Raw genomic sequence first — 19681 nt, 5'->3', positions numbered from 1 at the left:
TCACGAAAACTGGAGGCTCCCCTCAACAACGACGCCGAAAAGGTAGGAACCATGGCAGGGAACCCCCTCGGTCTATCGCTGGAGCCGGCCGCCCAGGAGTTCGTCGACGCGACCTCCGAACCGCCGTTCCTGTACCAGCTGCCCCCGGAAGAGGGCCGCAAAGCGGTCGACGGCGTCCAGGACAGCCCGATCTTCAAGCCGGAGATCGACGAGGAGTGGATCACCGTCGACGGCGGCCCCACCGGCTCGGTCCCGGTGCGGATCGTGAAACCGGTCGGCGCGACCGGACCGCTCCCCGTCATCCTCTACACGCACGGCGCGGGCTGGGTCTTCGGTGACGCGCACACCCACGATCGGCTCGTGCGTGACCTCGCGGTCGGGGTGAACGCCGCCGTGGTGTTCCCCGAGTACGACCGCTCGCCGGAGGTGCGCTACCCGGTGGCGAACGAACAGTCCTACCGGGTCGCCCAGTGGATCACCACGGCGGGCGGCGCGAAGGGCCTGGATTCCTCGCGCCTCGCGGTCGCGGGCGACTCGGTCGGCGGCAATATGGCCATCGCGCTGACGCTGATGGCCAAGGAGCGCGGCGACGTCTCCTTCGTGCAGCAGGTGCTGTTCTACCCGGTGACCGACGCGAACTTCGATACCGGCTCGTACCGCGAGTTCGCCGAGGGGTACTTCCTGACCCTGGACGGAATGCGCTGGTTCTGGGATCAGTACACCACCAGCGAAGCGGATCGGGCGCAGATCACCGCGTCGCCGTTGCGCGCGAGCACCGAACAGCTGGCCGGACTGCCGCCCGCGCTGGTCATCACCGCGGAGGCCGACGTGCTGCGCGACGAGGGCGAGGCCTTCGCGGGCAAGCTGCGCCGGGCGGGCGTCCCGGTGACGCAGACCCGCTACGGCGGGATCGTCCACGACTTCGTGATGGTCAACGCCCTGCACGACACCCACGCGGCCAAGGCCGCGATCGCCCAAGCCGTCGCGACCTTGTCCGCGGCGCTGCACGGCTGAGTCGCGGCATCCGCCACGACTTCCGAATCCTTTCGATCGACAGGACGATTCACGATGTCGACTGCCTCGACCTCCATCGACGAGCAGGCCCGCGCCCAGATCGACCAGGCCAATGCGAGCGGGCGCACGCCGGTGGTGTTCATCCACGGGCTGTGGTTGCTCGCAGGCAGCTGGGACCGCTGGGCCGCGGTCTTCGCCGACGCTGGCTACGCGCCGGTGACCGCGGGCTGGCCCGACGACCCGCGGACGGTGGCGGAGGCGCGTGAACATCCCGAGGTGTTCGCGGGCAAGACCGTCGGCCAGGTCGCCGATCACTATGCATCGGTGATTCGCGCACTCGACCGCAAGCCCGCGGTGATCGGGCATTCCTTCGGCGGGTTGCTCACCCAGATCCTGGCCGGGCGCGGGCTGTCCGCGGCTTCGGTGGCCATCGACGCCGCACCGTTCCGCGGGGTCCTTGCGCTGCCGATCTCTTCGCTGCGCGCCGCCGCGCCGGTGCTGAGCAATCCGGCGAATCGGCGCCGCGCGGTGCCGTTGACCTACGAACAGTTCCGCTACAGCTTCGCCAATGCGGTGGACGAGGACGAAGCCAGGAGCCTGTTCGAGATATACGCCGTCGCCGCGCCGGGGGCGCCGCTGTTCCAGGCCGCGGCCGCGAACCTCAACCCGTGGTCGGAGACCCGGGTCGATACCGAGAATCCCGAGCGGGGACCGCTGTTGATCCTCTCGGGCGAGAAGGACAACACGGTGCCACGGGCGATCACGCATGCCGAATACGTCAAGCAGAAGCGCAATCCCGGCGTCACCGAGTTCGTCGAGCTGCCGGGGCGGGGTCACGCGTTGACGATCGATTCCGGGTGGCGCGAGGTCGCCGAGACGGCGTTGCGGTTCGTCCAGCGGTTCGTTTGATCGAGGCCCGTCGCGGTCGGGATACCCGGCCGCGGCGGGCGCGGCGGAAAGATCGCCCTCATCACCACGATGTCCGCCCGTGCCGAAAGGGCTACTACCGCAGGCGGTATCGAGCAACCGGACGGCACTCGGCAATCAGGCGACGCTCAGCGATCGCGAGGCTGTGGCGATCGGGCCCCGGTCAGCACCCGGGAAGGTAGTCCCCGAACTCGTCCAGGAAGTCCGGTACCGGGTCGACGCCCACACTGTGGTGGACGAGGCGGCCGCCGACGAACAGGCCCAGGGTGGGGAAAGCCCGCACCCGGTACCGCTCGGCCAGCTCGGGGTGCTCTTCCACGTTCACGCTGACGACGACGAGCTGATCGGAGAGCTCGTCGGCGAGCAGGCGCAGCCGCGGCGTCGACCGACGGCATGGGCCGCACCACGGCGCGGAGAACACGACCAGCACCGGCTTACCGGCACCGAGCACGGTCTCGGCGAAGGTCTCGGTCGATACGGCGCGCACACCGTTCACGGTTCTCTCCTCGACACCTCGCTCAGTTACCGGGTTACCGGTCGGCGTCGCGCCAAACACCCCTGGGCCGACCTCCCCTTCAGCCACTTCGAAATCTACCGCCCGTACCACCGCGACAAGGTCCTCGCCGACCAGACCGACTTCTTGCGCCAGGTTCTTCCCGGAGTGTGACACGGGTGTTCCGTACGGTGTAAGAATCGCATAGTGTGGCGGCGGATACAGTCCGTCGAAAGGAAGCGCACGTGTCGGTCGCCGCCGCGGTCAAGAAGCAGGTCCAGGAACTCGGCGGGGGATTCATGTTCTCCCGGGAGACCAAGGAATTCGGGCACAGCACCGGAGTCGACGGGTTCTTCGGTCCGTACACCCGCGGCAGGGGCGGCGTGCTCGGCGACGTGGACGCCGACGTCGTCACCGCGGCCTTCGGCTTCTTCCCCGCCCATTCCATCCGCAAGGCCTGGGAGTCGGTCCCCATGCCCGCCGCCAAGGCCGCCGACGGCTACCTGGCCGCTTGTCAGGACTTCGGCCGCCGCAAACTCGGCGATTTCGAGCAGGCCGATCGTCTCGCGCAATTGCTGGAAGTCGTTGTCGCCGCGGCCGATCCGGCCGGTCTGCCACTGTTCGCCGGCTGGCGCGCCCTGCCGCTGGCCACCGACGCGCCCGCGCGAGTCACGCAACTCACGCACATCCTGCGCGAACTCCGCGGCGGACTGCACCTGCTCGCGATCCGCGCCAGCGGCATCACCCCGCTGCAAGCTGTCCTGATCTCGGGCTCCCCGTTCAACGACGGCCCCGGCCAGGCCCGCTGGTACGGCTGGCCCGAACCCTTCGAAGACCTCACCCCCACGGTGCACGACCGCTGGCAACGCGCCGAAGCCCTGACCGACACCCTCATCGCCCCCGCCTTCGCCGTCCTCGACGGCGCCGCGAGCACGGAACTCACCACCCTGCTCACCGCCGCCCACGCGAAGGTTTTCGCCCGCTAGGACCGGTCGCACGTATCAACCGAGCGAGCCGCGATCCACCCGACCGATCCGGAGACCCGCCTGCGGCCGAAAACCAGTACACCCCACTGGCTTCCGACCGCAGGCGACCCGCTCCGGGACGCACGAGCGTCCCGTCTCGTCGACCTCGAGACAACCTGGTCGATCCGAGAGTTCCTGCGTCACAGGTGTTTCGAGGGGAACGGGTTGTCGCGACCTTCGCGAGGGTCCTCCGCAACGAGGGAGCTCGCGCCCGGACACGGCGGATCAGTGACGCGGCGAATCAGTGTAGAGCGCCGACGACGGTGACGGTGCCTGCGAGGATCGCGACAGCGGTGATACCGACAGTGAGCACCCACAGGTCGCGCTCATCGGGCATCTCGGCACCGGATTCCAGGGCTTGCCGCACCTGCAACCACCGGCGCAAACCGGCGATCGGCGCGACGACCGCCAGCAGGATCATCATGGTACCCAGCAGGGTCCGTGCCCACCCGGTGCTGAATTCGGGGACCAGATGCACCATGGCGATCCCACCGGCGAGTAGACCGAGCGAGGTGCGAATCCAGGCCAGAAAGGTCCGCTCGCTGGCGAGCGTGAAGCGCTCATCCGGTCGCGAATTGTGTTCGGCGAGAGGCGTATCTGCCACGATCACATCCTCACAGTAGGTCTGAGCCGCCGTCGGGTCCATGGCCGTTCGAATCGTGATCTTCCAGGTGGGTGGCCGAGTAGCGTTCGCGTAGTACGGACTTCTTGAACTTGCCGGTGGCCGTGCGCGGGATGACATCGACGAACTCGAAGCGTTCCGGCAGCTGCCATCGCGCGAAGTCGGTGGCCAGATGCTCACGTAGTTCTTCGGGATCGGTCCGCGCCCCGTCCTTCAGCGTCAGAACCGCCAGGGGACGCTCACCCCACCGCTCGTCGGGTACCGCCACCACCGCGGCCTCGGCCACCGCCGGATGCGCCATGAGGTGGTTCTCCAGATCGACCGAGGAGATCCACTCCCCACCGGACTTGACGAGGTCCTTGGCCCGGTCGCAGATGCGCAGGCAGCCGCGGTGGTCGATGCGGACGATGTCGCCGGTGCGGAACCATCCGTCCGGCGTGAAGCTGTCGGGGGCTTGTCCGTTGTGATAGGCCGCCGCCACCCAGGGACCACGCACCTCGAGCTCGCCCATCGCCGTGTCGTCCCACGCGACCAGCTCGCCGTCGTCATCACGGGCGCGGATATCCATGAACGGCACAGCGATCCCCTGACGTGCCCGGAACGCGTACCGCTCATCCGATTCCCCGGCGTCGAGATCCTCGGGCAGGCGGCCGACGCTGCCCAGTGGCGCCGTCTCGGTCATGCCCCACGCCTGGATCACCGTGAGGCCATGCCGGTCGTACCCTTCCAGGAGGCTGCGCGGCACCGCGGCGCCGCCGACGATCAGCCGGTCGAGGCGACCGAGGTCCCATCGCCGCGGCTCGGCGTCGAGAGCGGCCAGCATTCCCATCCACACCGTCGGGACGCCTGCGGTCACCGTAACCCGTTCGCCGGCAAGCAGATCGAGCACGCTGCCCGGATCGAGGCGCGGCCCGGGCAGCACCAGCCGGGCCCCGATCAGCGCCGCCGCATAGGGCAGACCCCATGCGTTGGCGTGGAACATCGGCACCACCGGCAGCAGCGTGTCGCGGGCCGACACGCCCAGTTGGTCGGGCAACGCCGCCGCCATCGAATGCAGCACCAGAGCGCGATGCGAATAGATCACCCCCTTCGGCCTGCCCGTGGTGCCCGAGGTGTAACACAGTGCGGCGGCGCGTCGTTCATCGAGCACCGGCCACGCCACCGGCGCCCCCCTGCCGATCAAGTCCTCGTAGTCCGCCATCCCGTCGGGCACCGCCCCGCCGTGCGTGACGACGATGACGTGCTCGAAGGGGTGCGTATCGCCGAAGCCTGCGAAGACCTCGAGCAGAGACTCGTCGACCACGATGACCCGGTCCTGCGCGTCGGCCGCGATGAACGCGAGCCCGTCCGGGTGCAGTCTCGGGTTCAGTGTGTGCACCACCGCCCCCATCGCCGGGACCGCGAAGTACAGCTCGAGGTGCTCGGCCTGGTTCCACAGCAGGGTGGCCACTCGATCTCCGTCGCCGACGCCCAGCCCGGCCAGCGCGGACGCCAACCGCCGCGCCCGCCTCGCGCAGGCACCGAGGGTGGTCCGGGCGATGCTGCCGTCGGGCCGTCGCGAGATCACCTCCCTCCCGCCGTGGAACCGCTCGGCGCGCTCGACCACATGGGTCAGCGTGAGTGGGTAATCGTCCATGGTCAGAGCATCGATCTGCTGGGTCTGCACGGAGGGCTCCTCGTTGCGTGGGAAGGCTGCGGACCGGCGGGCCACTGCCACGTCACGCTAGGAGAGCCGGATCACATTCTCTCGGCGCTCCGCGCCAACATTCGAAGCACGGATTGTCGTCACGTCACAATTCCGTGGGCCGGGAATGCGTCAGGCCGGGCAGGGTGGGCAGCAGCGCCAGCGCGACCCGCAGCTCCAGCGTCTGGGAGCCGATGCTCCGACCGAGGAGCGCTTCGGCCTGACGAACCCGATAGGTGACCGTGTTGGGATGGACGGTGAGCCGTTCGGCGGCGCGGATGCGACTGGAGTTCTCGTCGAGATACACCGCCAATGTCATCGCCAACCGATAGGTGGTCTCGTCGTCGGCAGCCAGGGGCCCCAGTACACGGGTGACGAATGCGAGCGCGTGATCGCGGTCCGCGGTGCCGAGCGCGGCGACAGCGATGTCGCGGTATCGCGTCAGTGCCTCCCCGCGAGACAGAACCATCGAGGCGACTCGGCGCGCGTGGGCCGCCTCGAAATGGGTGCGACGAAATCCGTCCAGCGCCCGGCCCGGCTCGCCGATGGCGATAGTGACCCCGGGCGTCACGGTGCGCCGACCTCGGCGCGGACGGACAGCGTCGAGGTCAGTGGCGGTGAAGGCGCTGCGACGGCTGGCCCAGGCCGCCACGGCGAGCGACCCCAACGGCTGACTGAGGGTGCTCTCGGCCGACAAGGTGCGGGCCAGTTCGGCGATGGACTCGTTGAGCACGTCGAGGGCGTCGCCGCTGTCCGGGGCGCGGTCGACCCAGGCAATAGCCCCGATGTGATGCCGATTCACCTCGTACCGCAACCGCCTCGACGCTCGCTGCCCGTCGCGCTCCCGGCCGGCGAGGACCTCTTCGATGGCCGCGGCGCGGGCCGCTGTGGCACTGCGCACCCACGCCTCGCGCTCCACCTCGTACGCCTGCTCGGCCCGCACCATCGCCCCATCCGCGAAGGCGAAGATCCATCCCGTGACCAGTTCGGCCGCAACAGCCTGCTCTGCCGAATCCCGCGCGGTGGCGGTGATCCGGCCGAACGCCCACTGCCACACCCGTTCCTGAGCCAGCCGATAGAACCGCATCAGATCCGCGAGCGCGACGTGGTGACGCGCCCCGGACCTGGCAATCTCCAGAGTCGACGGCGGCAGCTCCACTCCGCGCGGATCCGCGCCGAGCTCCATGATCTGCGCGAGCTGTCGCAGGCTCGCCTCGGTGCTGACGAGATTCTCCGTGACGGTCTGCGGATCCGAGAACAGCTCGGGCAGTTCCTCCTGCATCCTGGCGACTGCGCTTTCGGCCAGGTCCGCGGCTGACGATCGCATCTCGGCCGCAATCGGCCGCAACACCTCCCGCCACACCCGCTGTGCTGATGGCTCCCGAGCCGGCGGCCACTCGATCTTCATGCCGGGAAAACCTACTCACCTTTGTCGTGCGGTCACAACGAGTCGCGCACACGTTGGCGCGCGCTCACGAGCGCTCCCCCGCACACCCACCCTAACTTGTGACCATGATCACGGTACCTTCGCGAACCAAAGCCCCGGACCTGTCCGGCCGGGTCGTGGCCATCACCGGAGCCGGCAGCGGAATCGGGCGTGAGCTCGCCATACTGTGCGCCGCCCGCGGCGCGTACCTCTCGCTGTGCGACATCAACGAGGCCGGGCTTGTCGACACCGCCGACGCGGTGCGATCCGCCGGCAGTGAGGTCTTCACCAGCCGGGTGGACATTGCCGACGCCGAGCAGATGGCCACGTTCGCCGAAGCCACCGACGACCATTTCGGTGGCGTGGACATGGTGGTCAACAACGCCGGGGTCGGTCTCGTCGGCGGGTTCCTCGACACCAGCCTCGAGGACTGGGAGTGGCTGGTCTCGATCAACGTGATGGGCGTCGTGCACGGCTGCCACGCATTCGTGCCGTCGATGGTCGACCGCGGCCGCGGTGGCCACATCGTCAACCTCTCGTCGGCGGCGGGCTTGCTCGCCAACCCCCAGCTCTCTGCCTACAGCGCAACCAAATTCGCTGTCCTCGGCCTGTCCGAGGCGCTGCGCATGGAACTCGCGCCGCACGGAATCGGGGTTACCGCGATCTGTCCCGGTGTCATCGACACGGCGATCACCCAGACCAGCCCGATCCGGGGTGGAGACGCCGATGAGCGGCGCAAGAACATGGCCGCGGTCTACCGGAAGCGCGGCTACACCGCCGAGCGCGTCGCTCGCAACATCCTGCGCGCCGTCGACCGCAACCGCGCTGTCGCCCCGGTCGCCGCGGAGGCCCACATCATGTACGCGCTGTCCCGTGCCACCCCGCCGGTGGCCCGATGGGTCGCGGCGAAGCTCGCCGCCGTCGCCGAGTGAGCGCGCAGTGAGACCGATCTCCTCTCCGCCCCTGCGTGTTTCGGTATCCGATCGGCTCGAACGTCTGCCGGTATGTCGCTGGCACTACATGGTCTGTGCCCTGATGATCGGCGCTTTCATGTTCGAGTTGATCGACCTCTATTCGTTCGCGTTCAGCGCGCCGGCACTGATCGAGCACCATGGATTCACGGTGCGTGATGTCGGCGCCATTACCGCCGCCACCGGCATCGGTTCGTTCGTCGGAGCGTTCGCCGGTGGATGGGCGGCCGGTCGGTTCGGCCGCAAACCGGCACTCGTCGCCTGCCTGGTGCTGTTCTCGGCGCCGTCATTGATCAACGCCGCAGTCTCGGCACCCGAGTGGTTCCTGGTCCTGAGGTTCCTCACCGGAATCGGGTATCAGGGGATGACGGTGGTCGGTGCGGTCCTGCTGACAGAGCTCGTCCCCGGCCGGGTGCGTGGCCGCGCCATCGCGTGGGTGATCACCATCGCCGGAGTCGGTCCTACGTTGCTCGCGTGGCTCGCATTCGCCCTGGTACCCAACTTCGACTGGGGATGGCGTGCGCTGTTCGTCCTCGGTGGGTTGGGGCTGGTGCTGGTGGTCCCCTTCCTTCGGCACCTGCCGGAATCACCGCGCTGGCTCGAGTCCCGCGCGCACCTGGCCCGCGCCGATTCGATCATGAACGACATCGAGGAAGCGGTGCGCGCAGCCGGACACACGATCGCGCCCGTGCCTGCACCTGCGCCCGCCAAGAGTGCGACCTCCACCCAGGTAGACGATCGCGGTAGCGGAATTCGGGCGCTTTTCCGGGAGGGACACGGCCGACGATTCGTGGTCACCGGCGCACTGTGGACGCTCGGTGTGGTCGCCTACTTCGGGTTCACCGGATGGCTGTCGACGCTGCTGAAACTGCAGGGGTACGACCTCGGTCAATCAACACTGATCACCGCGGTCGTCACCACCGTCGGCCTGCTGGGATTCTTCGCCAGCACCGTGGTGACCGATCGCTGGCAACGCAAGTATTCCCTCGCCGTCGTCGGCACCGTGTTGGGCGTAGTCGCATTGCTGTTCACCGCGGGAAGCTCGACCTCCTACGTCCTGGCAATCGGTTGCGTGCTCCAGGTCCTGTTCCAGTTGGTCGTACCGCTCACGCAGACGTATTCGGCCGAGGTCTTCCCCACCCGCTTCCGATCGATAGGCTCGGGCTGGGCCAGCGCCTCGGCCCGGATCGGCAACATCGTCGGCGCCTTCGCCATCACAGCGATTCTGGATCACTGGGGAATCCCCGCGGTCTTCTACTTCATCGCTGCCCTCATGTTCATCCTCGCCATGGTCATGGTGTCCCTCGGGGAGTCGACGAGCGGCTCCCTCGAACGGTCCGATGAACATGCCGACTCCGAGAGCGCGGTCCCAGTGGGCGGGAACTGACGCCGGACAGTCGCACGGATCGTCAGCACCCGGTTCGGCCCGTCGACTGACGCGCCCATCGCGCAAAGAACCCATTTCGACAGCGTTTTCGCCAGCGCTGACCAGAGGAGCAATGAATGGCATTGAACGAGTACACCCCTGGCACCGCCTTTCCGGGAGCGGTCGGAACCACCATCGACCAATCGAGTCCCGCCTGGCCGAGGCCGGTCCGTGCCGCTCCGGGCGCACCGAATGTGCTGCTGATCGTGTTCGACGACGTCGGCTACGGACAATTGGGGTGTTACGGCAGCCCGATCGCGACGCCCCACCTCGATGCGCTGGCTGCCGATGGCCTGCTCTACAGCAACATGCACACCACCGCGCTGTGCTCACCGTCGCGCTCGTGCATCATCACCGGACGCAATCATCACGCCAACGGGATGGCGGCGGTCACCGAGTTCGCCACCGGATACCCCGGATACGACGGAAACATCCCGTTCTCCAATGGGTTTCTCTCGGAGATGCTGCTGGCGCGCGGTTACAACACGTACGCGGTCGGCAAGTGGCATCTGACACCCGCCGACCAGGAATCGGCCGCAGGCCCCTACAACCGCTGGCCGCTGGGACGCGGCTTCGAACGCTTCTACGGCTTCCTCGGCGGCGACACCAGTCAGTGGTACCCGGATCTGGTCCACGACAACCACCAGGTCGAGCCGGAACGCACTCCCGAGGAGGGATACCACCTGAGCGAGGACTTGGCGGACAAGGCAATCCAGTTCGTCGCCGACGCCAAACAGGCCGCACCGGACAAGCCGTTCTTCCTCTACTTCTGTCCTGCCGCCGCACATGCTCCGCACCATGTGCCCAGGGAGTGGGCCGACCGCTACAAGGGCCGATTCGACGAGGGCTGGGAGGCCTATCGGGAAATGGTGTTCGACCGGCAGAAGCAACTGGGCGTCATCCCCGCCGATGCCGAGCTGTCCGAACGGGATCCCGATGTGCCGGAATGGAACTCACTGAGTCCCGACGCGCGCCGGCTGGCAGCCCGGATGATGGAGGTGTACGCCGGGTTCCTCACCCACACCGACCACCACATCGGCCGCGTGCTGGACTTCCTGAAGGAGATCGGCGAATTCGACAACACGATCGTCGCCGTGGTTTCCGACAATGGCGCCAGCTCGGAGGGCGGTGTCACCGGCACGACCAACGAGCTGCAGTTCTTCAACAACGCGCAGGAGACACTCCAGGAAAGCCTCAGGGACATCGACGAACTCGGCGGCCCCGCCACCTTCAACCACTATCCGTGGGGCTGGACCTGGGCGGGCAATACCCCGTTCCGGCGGTGGAAGCGTGAGACCTACCGCGGCGGCACCAGCGACCCGTTCCTGATCCACTGGCCGCGCGGCATCGCGTCTCGCGGCGAGGTGCGCACCCAGTACGCGCATCTGATCGACATCGTGCCCACCGTGCTCGACCTGCTCGACCTCGAGCCGCCCGAGACGATCAACGGTGTGGGGCAAACCCCGCTGCACGGCATCAGCTTCGCCCACACCCTCGACGATCCCACCGCGCCGACCCGCCGCCACACCCAGTACTTCGAGATGCTCGGCCACCGCGCGATCGATCACGACGGCTGGCGAGCGGTATGTCCTTGGCCCGGTCCGTCTTTCGCCGAGTCCGAGCGACCGTTCGGCACCCCGATCACGGCCGAGGACCTCACCGACCTGGATGCCGGACACTGGGAGCTGTACCACGTGGCCGAGGACTTCGCCGAGAACCACGATGTGGCCGCCCAGCACCCCGACAAGCTCGCCGAACTGATCCGGCTGTGGTACGCCGAGGCAGGCAAGTACCAGGTCCTTCCCGTCGACGGCAGAGCGATGGCCCGACTGCTCGACGAGCGACCTCAACTCACCGAGAACCGCACCAGCTACACCCTCCGGCCTGGCACCCAGATGCTGCCCGCGGCGGTCGCACCCCGGCTGTTCAACCGGCCGCACAGCATCACCGCCGAGGTGACCATCTCCACCGACGGGGCGGAGGGAGTGCTGCTGTGCGAGGGCGGCTACACCGGCGGTTGGTCGTTCTACCTGCAGCACGGCCGACTGCACTACACGCACAACTATGTGCGCCGGTCCTGGCTCACCGTGTCCTCCGAGGAAGAGATTCCGGCCGGGCGTCACAGGCTCGGCTTCGAGTTCCAACCCACCGGACTCCCCGACTTCACGCAAGGTAAAGGCGCGCCCGGTCGTGCGTTGCTGTACCTCGACGACCGCCTTGTCGGCCAGGCCGATTTCCCGGTCACCACACCGATCATCTTCAACCCGGGCGGCCTGCGCTGCGGCGCCAACCCGGGGTCGGTGGTGACGTCCGAGTACCGCGCGCCGTTCCGATTCACCGGCACCTTGCACAGCGTGACCGTCGACATCTCCGGCACGCCGATCAGCGATGCCGCAAGCGAACTGCGCGCGGCCATGGCCCGGCAGTAGTCGCCGAGCGCTGAACGTCACGGGTGCGCGTTCGCACTCGTTCATCAGATCCCCCCACAGAGGCATCGGGCGGCACGGTGACAACCGCCGCGGCGCCCGCCTTCGTCGACCCCTCCGATCCAAGATGAGGAAACAAGCAATGAGAATCCGATGGTCAGCCCTCGGGGCCGCCTCGACAGTCGTCGGCATCGCGCTGACAGGAGCGACCGCGACAGCCGCGCCGACCGACATTCCCGCGGTGTCGTACCGGGCACAACTGACAACCGACCGATCGGTGGTCACCAGCCTGGAGAACGGGACCTTCGCGCTGTCGGACGATGGCAGCGCGGTCTCGGTCTTCGACACTGCGGGACGCGTCCTGGACGCTCTGCCGTTGCGGGTCCGAATCGACGACCAAACGCTACCGGTCCGGCACCTGATCGCGCCTGACGGTCGCACTCTCACGCTGACCCCGGACGTCGCCGCAATTCGACGCGACGAACTGAAACCCGTGGCGTCACCGGTCGAGAATCAGCTTGCGATGAACGACCTCATCAATGCCGTCAGCATCGGCACGTCGGTGGGAAGCCTGATCGGCACCGCCGTCGGAGCGGTTCTCGGCGTGGGCGTCGGCGTCGCGCTCGCGGGCGCGTCCTGTGTGGTGCTGAGCCTCGGATGTGTTGTCGCCGTCCTGCCCATCGTCGCCCTCGCCGGAGGCGTCGGCGGGATGGCGGGCCTCGTCCTCGGCGGCGGTCCGACGACGGCGATCGCGGTGTACCAGTACCTCACCACACTCAACGCCCCGCCTGGAACCAGCAAGTACGCACCGGACCTGCAAGCTCGTGCCGAATCCCCCTCAGCCACAACAGGAGCCACGCGATGATCGCGCGAAACGAGGGGCACCCTGTCTCACAACGCGCGTGTTGGCTGGGTGTCCTGATGGCCGTCGTCGCTTCGGGGATCGCCGCACCGCCCGCACTCGCCGAGGCACCGGCGCCGCCATCGGTGCAGTACCGCATCGAGGTCGTGGGCGACCGTGTGATGACCACGGTCGACAACGCCCACTTCGCTGTCGCGGAGAGTCGTCACCAGATCGAACTGCGCGACTCCGCCGGTCGAGTGCTGGAGTCGCTGCCGATGGCCTATTCGATCGACGGTGTGGTTCATCCCCTTGCGGAGTCGATCTCCGACGACGCGCGCACCCTGACGCTGAGACCCGATGTGAGCCAGGTCGAACGTGCGCCACGAACCGTCGCGTCCCCGTTGGAGGAACAGCGCGCCCTGACCGAACTGTCCAACTCGCTCACCCGCGGCCCACTGCTCGGAACAGTGGTGGGGACCGTGGTCGGCGCTGTGGTCGGCGCGGCGATCGGCGCCGCCTCGTGCCTCGTCGTCGGACCCGCCTGCCTCGCCACCGTCCCGGCGGCCGCGCTGGCTTTCGCCGCCGCGGGCGGGGTGGCCGGCACGCTGGTCGGCGGCGGCGTCGCGCTGGCCGACGGCCTGTGGAAGTACCTCACGACCATTCAGTCACCGCCCGGGCAGAGTCCTTACGCCGACAGCACGGTGAACACACCGGATGGCGTCGTCATCCCCGACGCCAACCTGCGGTTACCGAGCGGGTCCGCGAGCGGCATCCGCACCGGGTCGTCCTCCGGTTCTGCGCGCTGACGACAGAGGAACATCCCCGGCCCCGGCGAACCATCGCCGGGGCCGATTCCGGTGAATGGTCGACCGCAGAAGTTCTACCGCGGTGGCCCGCTCCCACGCCACATCGGCCGCAGTGCGTGACAACAGCATCGTGGCTGTTGCCAATGCGCCCAACAGGATTCCCACCTCACTCGTTGTGCTCACGTCACAGTTCGTCGGGACGGGGACGCGCGAGGCCGGGGCGAGCGGGGAGCATCGCCAGCGCGACCTGAACGTCCAAGAAGTCGGTGGCGACGCTGCGTCCGAGCAGTGCCTCGGCTTGGTGGACTCGGTAGCTGACCGTGTTGGGATGAACCATGAGCCGCTCGGCAGCGCGACTGCGGCTGCGATTTTCGTCGAGATAGACCGACAGCGTCATCGCCAGCCGGAATGTGGCTTCGTCGTCGGCGGCCAGCGGCCCGAGCACCCGGGTGATGAACGACAGTGCGTGATCGCGGTCGGCGATGCCGAGCGCCGCAACGGCGACGCTGCGGTAGCAAGTGATCGTTGCCCCGCGCGGCCCCGCCAGCGACGCGACCCGCCGCGCGTGGTCTGCTTCGAGATGGGTGCGGCGAAAGCCCTCCAGGCCGCGGCCCTGCTCGCCCACGGCAATCCTGACACCGGGCTTCACACCCGGCACCCGGTCACCACGACCCACAGCATCGAGCTTGTCGGAGGTGAAGGAGTCCCTGCGGCTCATCCAGCCCGCGACGGCAAGCGAGCCCAGGGAATGGATGAGGGTGGTCTCGGCGCCCAGCGTGTGGGCGAGCCCCGTGAGAGCCTCGCCCAGAGCTGCGTGGGTTTCGCCGCCTTCGGAAGCCTGCTCGACCCAGGCGATGGCCCCGACGTGACGCCGATTCACGTCGTAGCGCAGTCGTTTCGATGCCCGCTGTTCATTGCGCTCACGGTCGGCCAGAATCTCCTCGACCGCGGCCGCGCGGACCGCGGCGGCACTGCGTAGCCAGGCGTCGCGCTCGACCTCGTACGCTCTCTCGACTCGGACCATCGCCTCGTCGACGTAGGCGAACAGCCACCCCGTGGCCAGATCCAGCCCTACCGCCTGATCGGCTGCGTCCGACGCTTTGTCGACAATGTGCGCGAACATCCACTGCCACACCCGTTCCTGAGCCAGCCGGTAGAGCCGCATCAAATCCGCGAGCGCGACCTGTCGGTGCACAGCTGACCGTGCGATGGCCAGAGTCGACGGCGGTAATTCGACCTGCCGGGGGTCGCCTGCGAGTTCGATGATCTGAGCCAGCTGCCGCAGGCTCGCCTCCGTGCTGACGAGGTTCTCCTGGACGTTCTGCAGATCCGGGAACAGTTCCGGCAACTCGGTCTGCATCCGAGCGACCGCCCGCTGCGCGAGGTCCTTGGCGGACGCACGCATCTGCGCCGCCATCGGCCGCAACACCTCCCGCCAGACCCGCTGCGCAGACGGCTCACGCGCCGGCGGCCATTCGACCTCCATGACGGCCGAATATAGTCACCGTTGTCGCGCCACGACAATCAGCCGTGACCACGCCGGCACACGAGTGCTCCGCCCCGAAATTCGCGGGCCGATCGCACGAGCGCACGGAACTCATTCAGGCGCCTCGAGACCAAACGATCGGCCTTCTCACGAATCTCGGGCGGGTAGCGCTTCGACAGGATGGCGACCATCCGCCTCACGAAAAGAAGCGGCCCCGAACCCGGCCTCGGTTACGACGCGAGTGGTTGCGTCCGGCCGGTGAAGGGATTGTAGGCCGGGAGTGGCTTGATGAGCGGGGCGAGCAGTCTGCCGGACTGCTCGACGGTGAGGACCTCACTCGGGTCGAGCGGGATGACTTCGCGCAGCGACTCGTCGTATTCCCAGACGTCCTCGCCGACCAACCGGCCCTCGTCGTCGTAGGGCCAGATCATGTGCTCCCGGGTTTTCATCAAATAGGTGGCGTCGGGGTCGGCTGGGACGCCCGCGGCCTGGAGGATGCTGCCCGGCGTCTGCTGGTACAGCGTGGCCGACGAGACGATCATGGTGTCGCTTACCGCCAATTTCTCGTCGCCCCCGGTGTAGAAGACGCACTGCGCCGTGCCGGTCCAGTCGCGATAGACCTCTTTGACGGCCTCGGCTCCGACGAGCGTGGTGTTCATGCCGAACAAGTTGAAGTGGTAGACGGGCTCCTCGACCGTCATGTCGGCGGCGAAGATCTCTTCGAAGCGGCCCGCCATCTCCAAATATCGGTGCCGGTTGTAGGCGTGCAGCAGGTACAGGTGGCGGGGGTTCTCCGTGGTCTCGATCAGTCGCTCCACGGCGATGTTGGTCTGGGTGATATCGAAGCGGCTCATTTATCGATTCCTTTGTGCCGGATTATTGTTTGATGTCGAGCTCACGGCGGGATGGTGGTCAGGCTGATGAAACGGTCGCCAAAAACTCGACGACGTGCCTGGCGAGTTCCTCACCGGCGTCCTCCTGCAGGAAATGGCCCGCACCACGGATGACCGGGTGTTCGATGCCGTGAGCGCCACGCATCTCGGTTTGCAGGATGCCCCCCATCGGGCCGGTGATCGGATCGGAGTCGCTGAACGCCACCAACATCGGTGTGGCGCTCTGGCACAGCGTCGCCCAGGCCGCCCGGTTGGCAGGCGCGGCCGGGTCATCGGGTGAGGTGGGCACCAGGCCGGGCATCGCCCGCGGGCCCGCGCAGTAGCTGTCGTCGGGGAACGGCGCGTCGTATGCGGCGCGTACCTCGTCGCGCATCACCTGGGTGCAACCCCACTGGATGAATCCGCCGACATCAATTGCCGGTTGGCTCTGGATGGCTTTCCTGAACTGCCACCAGATCTCGGGCATCGGGAAGTCACCGGTCGGCAGACCGGTGTTGGCGGTCACGATGCGCGAAAACCGTTCGGGATGTTCGGCGGCCAGCCGCAACCCGATCAATCCACCCCAGTCCTGGCCGACCAGGGTGACGTTACGCAGGTCCAACGTGTCGAAGGCGAGCGCGCGCACCCATTCGACATGCCGGGCGTAGGTGTGATCTTCGAGGCGGGCCGGTTTGTCGGAGCGACCGAAGCCGACCAGATCGGGGCAGATGACCCGATGACCGGCCGCAGCCACGATCGGGATCATTCGCCTGTACAAGAACGACCACGACGGCTCGCCGTGCAGCATCAGGACCGGGTCTGCGTCCTCGGGGCCGGCCTCGACCCACGCCATACGCAACGATCCACCCTCGGTGTCGTCGACCTCGCAATACCGAGGAGGGTAGGGAAAGTCGGGCAGCTCGGCGAACCGCTCCTCGGGGGTGCGCAGCGTCAGCATGGCCGAACCAGGTCGGCAGGCTTGTCCACGATATGCATCGAATTCTCCTTGCTTCTGTTTCACGGCGGCTATTGGCCGCCGACCCGAAGGTAGGTGGCCGTATACCAATTGTCTCGGCGCTTTGCGCCAAAATTCGGCGCCAACGTTGTGCCCGCGCCACAAGCCAGCGGATTGGGCATCGGCACCGGCAGCAGCTCGATTTCCTTCGTGCGCCGCTCCGAAGTTCGGTTCACAATTTCCCGGATAGGCCGAGGACGGCGAGCTTCTTGGCGCTGTATGTGGACAGATGTGGTTTTGCGAGCAGGATGTGTGATGCGAGCACAATTTACATCGGGAAGATTGTTTTCCCGCAACGAGCGGATTGCGAACTGCGTCTCCTACTGTGGCGTGTCGTGGCCGATCGGTCACGTTCTCTTCGAAGGTCTCACGCAGATGTCCTGCGGCCCGCAGACCCTCGCATGACGCCGTTGATCGGTGGCAGGAAGGAACCACGACATGAGCCGGTTCGACATCACCAAGACCAACCTCGCTGTGGAGCGGCTGATCGAGATCACCGACAACCCGCGCCACCTGTACCTGCTGCACGCCTACAACCGGCACCGCTACCTGGAGATGGCCGGCCGCTGGAAAGAGATCTTCGACCCGGAGATGACCGTCGCGCACCCCGTCTACCACTTCAACGTGTTCGGCATCAACACCGTCTTGGACGGGGCCGAAGCAGTACAGGCCGTCTACAACGAATGGGCCGCCACCGGACAGTGCGTCTTCTACGTCGACGACGAAAAGCTCGCGGTCGGCGACAACACGATCTGCTCGACCGCGGCGATCTATCAGCAGACACCCGGCGTCATCCTCGCCGAGGCCGGCGCGGACGTGAACACGGACGCCACCTATCTCGTCAAGAACGTCGAGCACATGATCTGGCCCTACGACGACCAGGGCCGTCTGGTCGGAGAGGACGTGTGGGAGATCGACGAATCCCAGCGCGAGATCATCGAACTCGACCCGTCGGAGGTGCTCACGATCGAGCAGTCCAGCATCCTGCTGGCCCCGCTGATCAAGCCACTGCCCGCCCGCACATTCTGATCGCGGACGATCGGGCCATCCGGGCGCTACGAAGCGGTCGACGTCCGCCCCGAGCACACCTTCGAACTGCGCTAGGTCGCCGGCTTCCCTGCAGGAGGCGGGGAGCAAGCCGACTCCGAATCGAACCTCAGCAGGCAGACAAATAGCCGAACATCGATGCAGGCGTGAAGGTTCCATGCAATGGTCGGGTCTATGACCGATCGCAGTCCTGGCGGTTCCGGCGCACCTGTGATCAACCTCGTCGTCGTCAGCGCTCTCGTCGTACCGCTTGTGATGGTGACCGGAAATGCGTGGTATGCCCTCACGGTGGTGCCCGGTCTCTGGTTGGTGGGCCGGATCCGACCCCCGGTCTGGTACGTGCTGGCGGCCGAGCGACGCCGGGTGGCCGTGCTGGCCGGATGGATGTTCATCCTGGCCGGGATTGCGGTGACCGTCGCGGTGGCAAGCGAGCTTCTGGGCGGATCGCCCTGGTTCTGGCCCGTAGCCGTGGTGAGCGCGTTGGTTGTCGGGCCCTCCGTGTGGCTCGCTGTGACTTCAGTGGTCAGCGTCTCGTGGCTGAGAAAGCACCTCTACGACTACTATTCGCTCCTCGATTGGCTCGACCGCGTCCCGCTCGGCGCGAGATACCCCGAGGGCGAGGTGGATCAGGCCCTCGCCATAGCCGACCGGATCCGTCATGTGATCGATCTACGGCGGCCGCCGTTCACGACGACCCTCCATTCAGAGGTCATGGCGAGGATCGCCACCTTCTATCTGGGGCTGGCGATCGAACTCAGCCTGCCCGAAGACGAAGTCGACGTCGAGCAGGTGCTGTCATAGTGCGAGGCGTCCTGCGCCGCGGGCCGCCACGCCACGGGAGGGTTCACGGGCGCCCTGCATCTGGGGCTGTACCAACGTTGTCTTTCCTTCCGGGCCCTATGCCTGGCACAGGCCGACAGGCTCGTCGAGGCCGTGATCAGCATCCGCCCGGCCGGAACGGGCATGTGCAGCTTGCCGATTCGAGCGCGATCCCGCGGTAGCGATCCGAAATCTAGCAACGCTAGACAGGCTAGCGGGCGGATGTTATCGTTGCTCCAGTTTCTAGCGATGCTAGATTTTGGAAGGGAAGCCGAAAATGCTCATTGTCACCGGCCAGATCATTGCCGCCGCCGCCGTTCTCGCCAATGCCGTCGTCTATGGCACCGATGTCTGCGGAGCCGTGATCACCCGGTCCGTGTACCGCAAGCTCGATGACGCGACCGTGACCATCAGCGCGGGATGGGGTCACTATTACGGCGACAAGCGCATGCCGGTTGTCGGTGCGGGCGGTGTGGTCACCGCAGTGCTCACGCTGCTGATCGCAGTGTTGGCCGGGCAGATCGGCGCCGCTGTCGCGGCGGGGATCACGGTGGCGGCGCTGCTCACCTGGCTCGCCTTCTACGTCCGCATCGCCAAGCCGATCAATTCCCAGCAGACCGCCGCCGCCCAGAGCGGCATCATCCCGGCCAATGCCCGTGCGCTGCAAGACAAGTGGGACAGCATCCTGAAATACCGGGTCACCCTGCAGTTCATTGCCATCGCCGGACTGTGCGCCGCACTGATCCTGTTCTGATCTCAGAACCGATATCGAATTCAC

18 protein-coding genes are annotated in these 19681 nt (G+C 67.1%); 11 read left to right on the top strand and 7 right to left on the bottom strand.

The annotated features are described in order from the left end of the window. Positions 1-51: 51 nt before the first annotated feature. Together ACRWNM_RS20385 and ACRWNM_RS20380 are read left to right on the top strand one after the other, a co-directional pair. Entirely contained in the window at positions 52-1014 is a 963-nt protein-coding gene (locus ACRWNM_RS20385; RefSeq protein WP_431969631.1) for an alpha/beta hydrolase, read from the top strand. A gap of 54 nt (positions 1015-1068) precedes the next feature. Next, on the top strand, positions 1069-1923 hold the full coding sequence (locus tag ACRWNM_RS20380) for an alpha/beta hydrolase (RefSeq protein ID WP_431969630.1): 855 nt from the start codon (positions 1069-1071) through the stop codon (positions 1921-1923). A 181-nt stretch (positions 1924-2104) separates the two neighbouring features. Here ACRWNM_RS20380 and ACRWNM_RS20375 read toward each other — a convergent pair whose 3' ends face one another. Then, positions 2105-2437: a thioredoxin family protein gene (locus ACRWNM_RS20375; protein WP_431969629.1), complete on the bottom strand. Its 333-nt coding sequence runs from the start codon at positions 2435-2437 to the stop codon at positions 2105-2107. Between the two features lie 242 nt (positions 2438-2679). Here ACRWNM_RS20375 and ACRWNM_RS20370 point away from each other — a divergent pair, with 242 nt between their 5' ends. Next, positions 2680-3420, top strand: a complete 741-nt coding sequence (locus ACRWNM_RS20370; RefSeq protein ID WP_431969628.1) for an SCO6745 family protein — start codon at positions 2680-2682, stop codon at positions 3418-3420. Between the two features lie 280 nt (positions 3421-3700). On the opposite strand, the gene ACRWNM_RS20365 is transcribed toward ACRWNM_RS20370, so the two are convergent. The 3 genes from ACRWNM_RS20365 to ACRWNM_RS20355 form a co-directional block, all read right to left on the bottom strand. Continuing rightward, the gene (locus tag ACRWNM_RS20365; protein WP_431969627.1) at positions 3701-4105 is read right to left on the bottom strand and encodes a YidH family protein; all 405 of its coding nucleotides are present in this window, start codon (positions 4103-4105) and stop codon (positions 3701-3703) included. Then, the gene (locus ACRWNM_RS20360; RefSeq protein WP_431969798.1) at positions 4074-5717 is read right to left on the bottom strand and encodes a long-chain fatty acid--CoA ligase; all 1644 of its coding nucleotides are present in this window, start codon (positions 5715-5717) and stop codon (positions 4074-4076) included. The genes ACRWNM_RS20365 and ACRWNM_RS20360 overlap by 32 nt, the downstream gene beginning before the upstream one ends. Before the next feature lie 154 nt (positions 5718-5871). Beyond that, positions 5872-7092 (bottom strand): PucR family transcriptional regulator, encoded by a 1221-nt coding sequence (locus ACRWNM_RS20355; RefSeq protein WP_431969626.1) that lies wholly within the window; start codon positions 7090-7092, stop codon positions 5872-5874. A gap of 185 nt (positions 7093-7277) precedes the next feature. Between ACRWNM_RS20355 and ACRWNM_RS20350 the strand changes: the two genes are divergently transcribed. The 5 genes from ACRWNM_RS20350 (at position 7278) to ACRWNM_RS20330 (ending at position 13664) form a co-directional block, all read left to right on the top strand. Further along, positions 7278-8123 carry an SDR family NAD(P)-dependent oxidoreductase gene (locus ACRWNM_RS20350; protein ID WP_431969625.1) on the top strand — a complete coding sequence of 282 codons (846 nt, stop codon included), beginning with the start codon at positions 7278-7280 and terminating at the stop codon, positions 8121-8123. A gap of 118 nt (positions 8124-8241) precedes the next feature. Continuing rightward, on the top strand, positions 8242-9549 hold the full coding sequence (locus ACRWNM_RS20345; RefSeq protein ID WP_431969624.1) for an MFS transporter: 1308 nt from the start codon (positions 8242-8244) through the stop codon (positions 9547-9549). 116 nt (positions 9550-9665) lie between these two features. Continuing rightward, entirely contained in the window at positions 9666-12017 is a 2352-nt protein-coding gene (locus ACRWNM_RS20340) for an arylsulfatase (protein ID WP_431969623.1), read from the top strand. Between the two features lie 139 nt (positions 12018-12156). Next, positions 12157-12879: a hypothetical protein gene (locus tag ACRWNM_RS20335; protein WP_431969622.1), complete on the top strand. Its 723-nt coding sequence runs from the start codon at positions 12157-12159 to the stop codon at positions 12877-12879. A 56-nt stretch (positions 12880-12935) separates the two neighbouring features. Further along, entirely contained in the window at positions 12936-13664 is a 729-nt protein-coding gene (locus ACRWNM_RS20330) for a hypothetical protein (protein ID WP_431969621.1), read from the top strand. Between the two features lie 184 nt (positions 13665-13848). Here ACRWNM_RS20330 and ACRWNM_RS20325 read toward each other — a convergent pair whose 3' ends face one another. From ACRWNM_RS20325 to ACRWNM_RS20315, 3 genes are all read right to left on the bottom strand, one after another. Further along, positions 13849-15150 carry a PucR family transcriptional regulator gene (locus ACRWNM_RS20325; RefSeq protein WP_431969620.1) on the bottom strand — a complete coding sequence of 434 codons (1302 nt, stop codon included), beginning with the start codon at positions 15148-15150 and terminating at the stop codon, positions 13849-13851. Positions 15151-15380: 230 nt separating this feature from the next. Continuing rightward, positions 15381-16004 carry a hypothetical protein gene (locus ACRWNM_RS20320; protein ID WP_431969619.1) on the bottom strand — a complete coding sequence of 208 codons (624 nt, stop codon included), beginning with the start codon at positions 16002-16004 and terminating at the stop codon, positions 15381-15383. A 58-nt stretch (positions 16005-16062) separates the two neighbouring features. Further along, the gene (locus tag ACRWNM_RS20315; protein ID WP_431969618.1) at positions 16063-16980 is read right to left on the bottom strand and encodes a haloalkane dehalogenase; all 918 of its coding nucleotides are present in this window, start codon (positions 16978-16980) and stop codon (positions 16063-16065) included. A 495-nt stretch (positions 16981-17475) separates the two neighbouring features. On the opposite strand from ACRWNM_RS20315, the gene ACRWNM_RS20310 reads away from it, so the two are divergent. The 3 genes from ACRWNM_RS20310 (at position 17476) to ACRWNM_RS20300 (ending at position 19657) form a co-directional block, all read left to right on the top strand. Continuing rightward, positions 17476-18066, top strand: a complete 591-nt coding sequence (locus tag ACRWNM_RS20310; RefSeq protein ID WP_431969617.1) for a hypothetical protein — start codon at positions 17476-17478, stop codon at positions 18064-18066. A 192-nt stretch (positions 18067-18258) separates the two neighbouring features. After that, positions 18259-18885: a hypothetical protein gene (locus tag ACRWNM_RS20305; RefSeq protein ID WP_431969616.1), complete on the top strand. Its 627-nt coding sequence runs from the start codon at positions 18259-18261 to the stop codon at positions 18883-18885. A gap of 295 nt (positions 18886-19180) precedes the next feature. Beyond that, positions 19181-19657: a DUF1772 domain-containing protein gene (locus ACRWNM_RS20300; protein WP_431969615.1), complete on the top strand. Its 477-nt coding sequence runs from the start codon at positions 19181-19183 to the stop codon at positions 19655-19657. Positions 19658-19681: the final 24 nt, after the last annotated feature.

It is taken from the genome of Nocardia sp. bgisy134, from assembly GCF_965341865.1.
Classification (GTDB): Bacteria; Actinomycetota; Actinomycetes; order Mycobacteriales; family Mycobacteriaceae; genus Nocardia.
The sequence above is the reverse complement of the archived record's forward strand: the minus strand, read 5'-3'. Positions and strand labels throughout refer to the sequence as shown.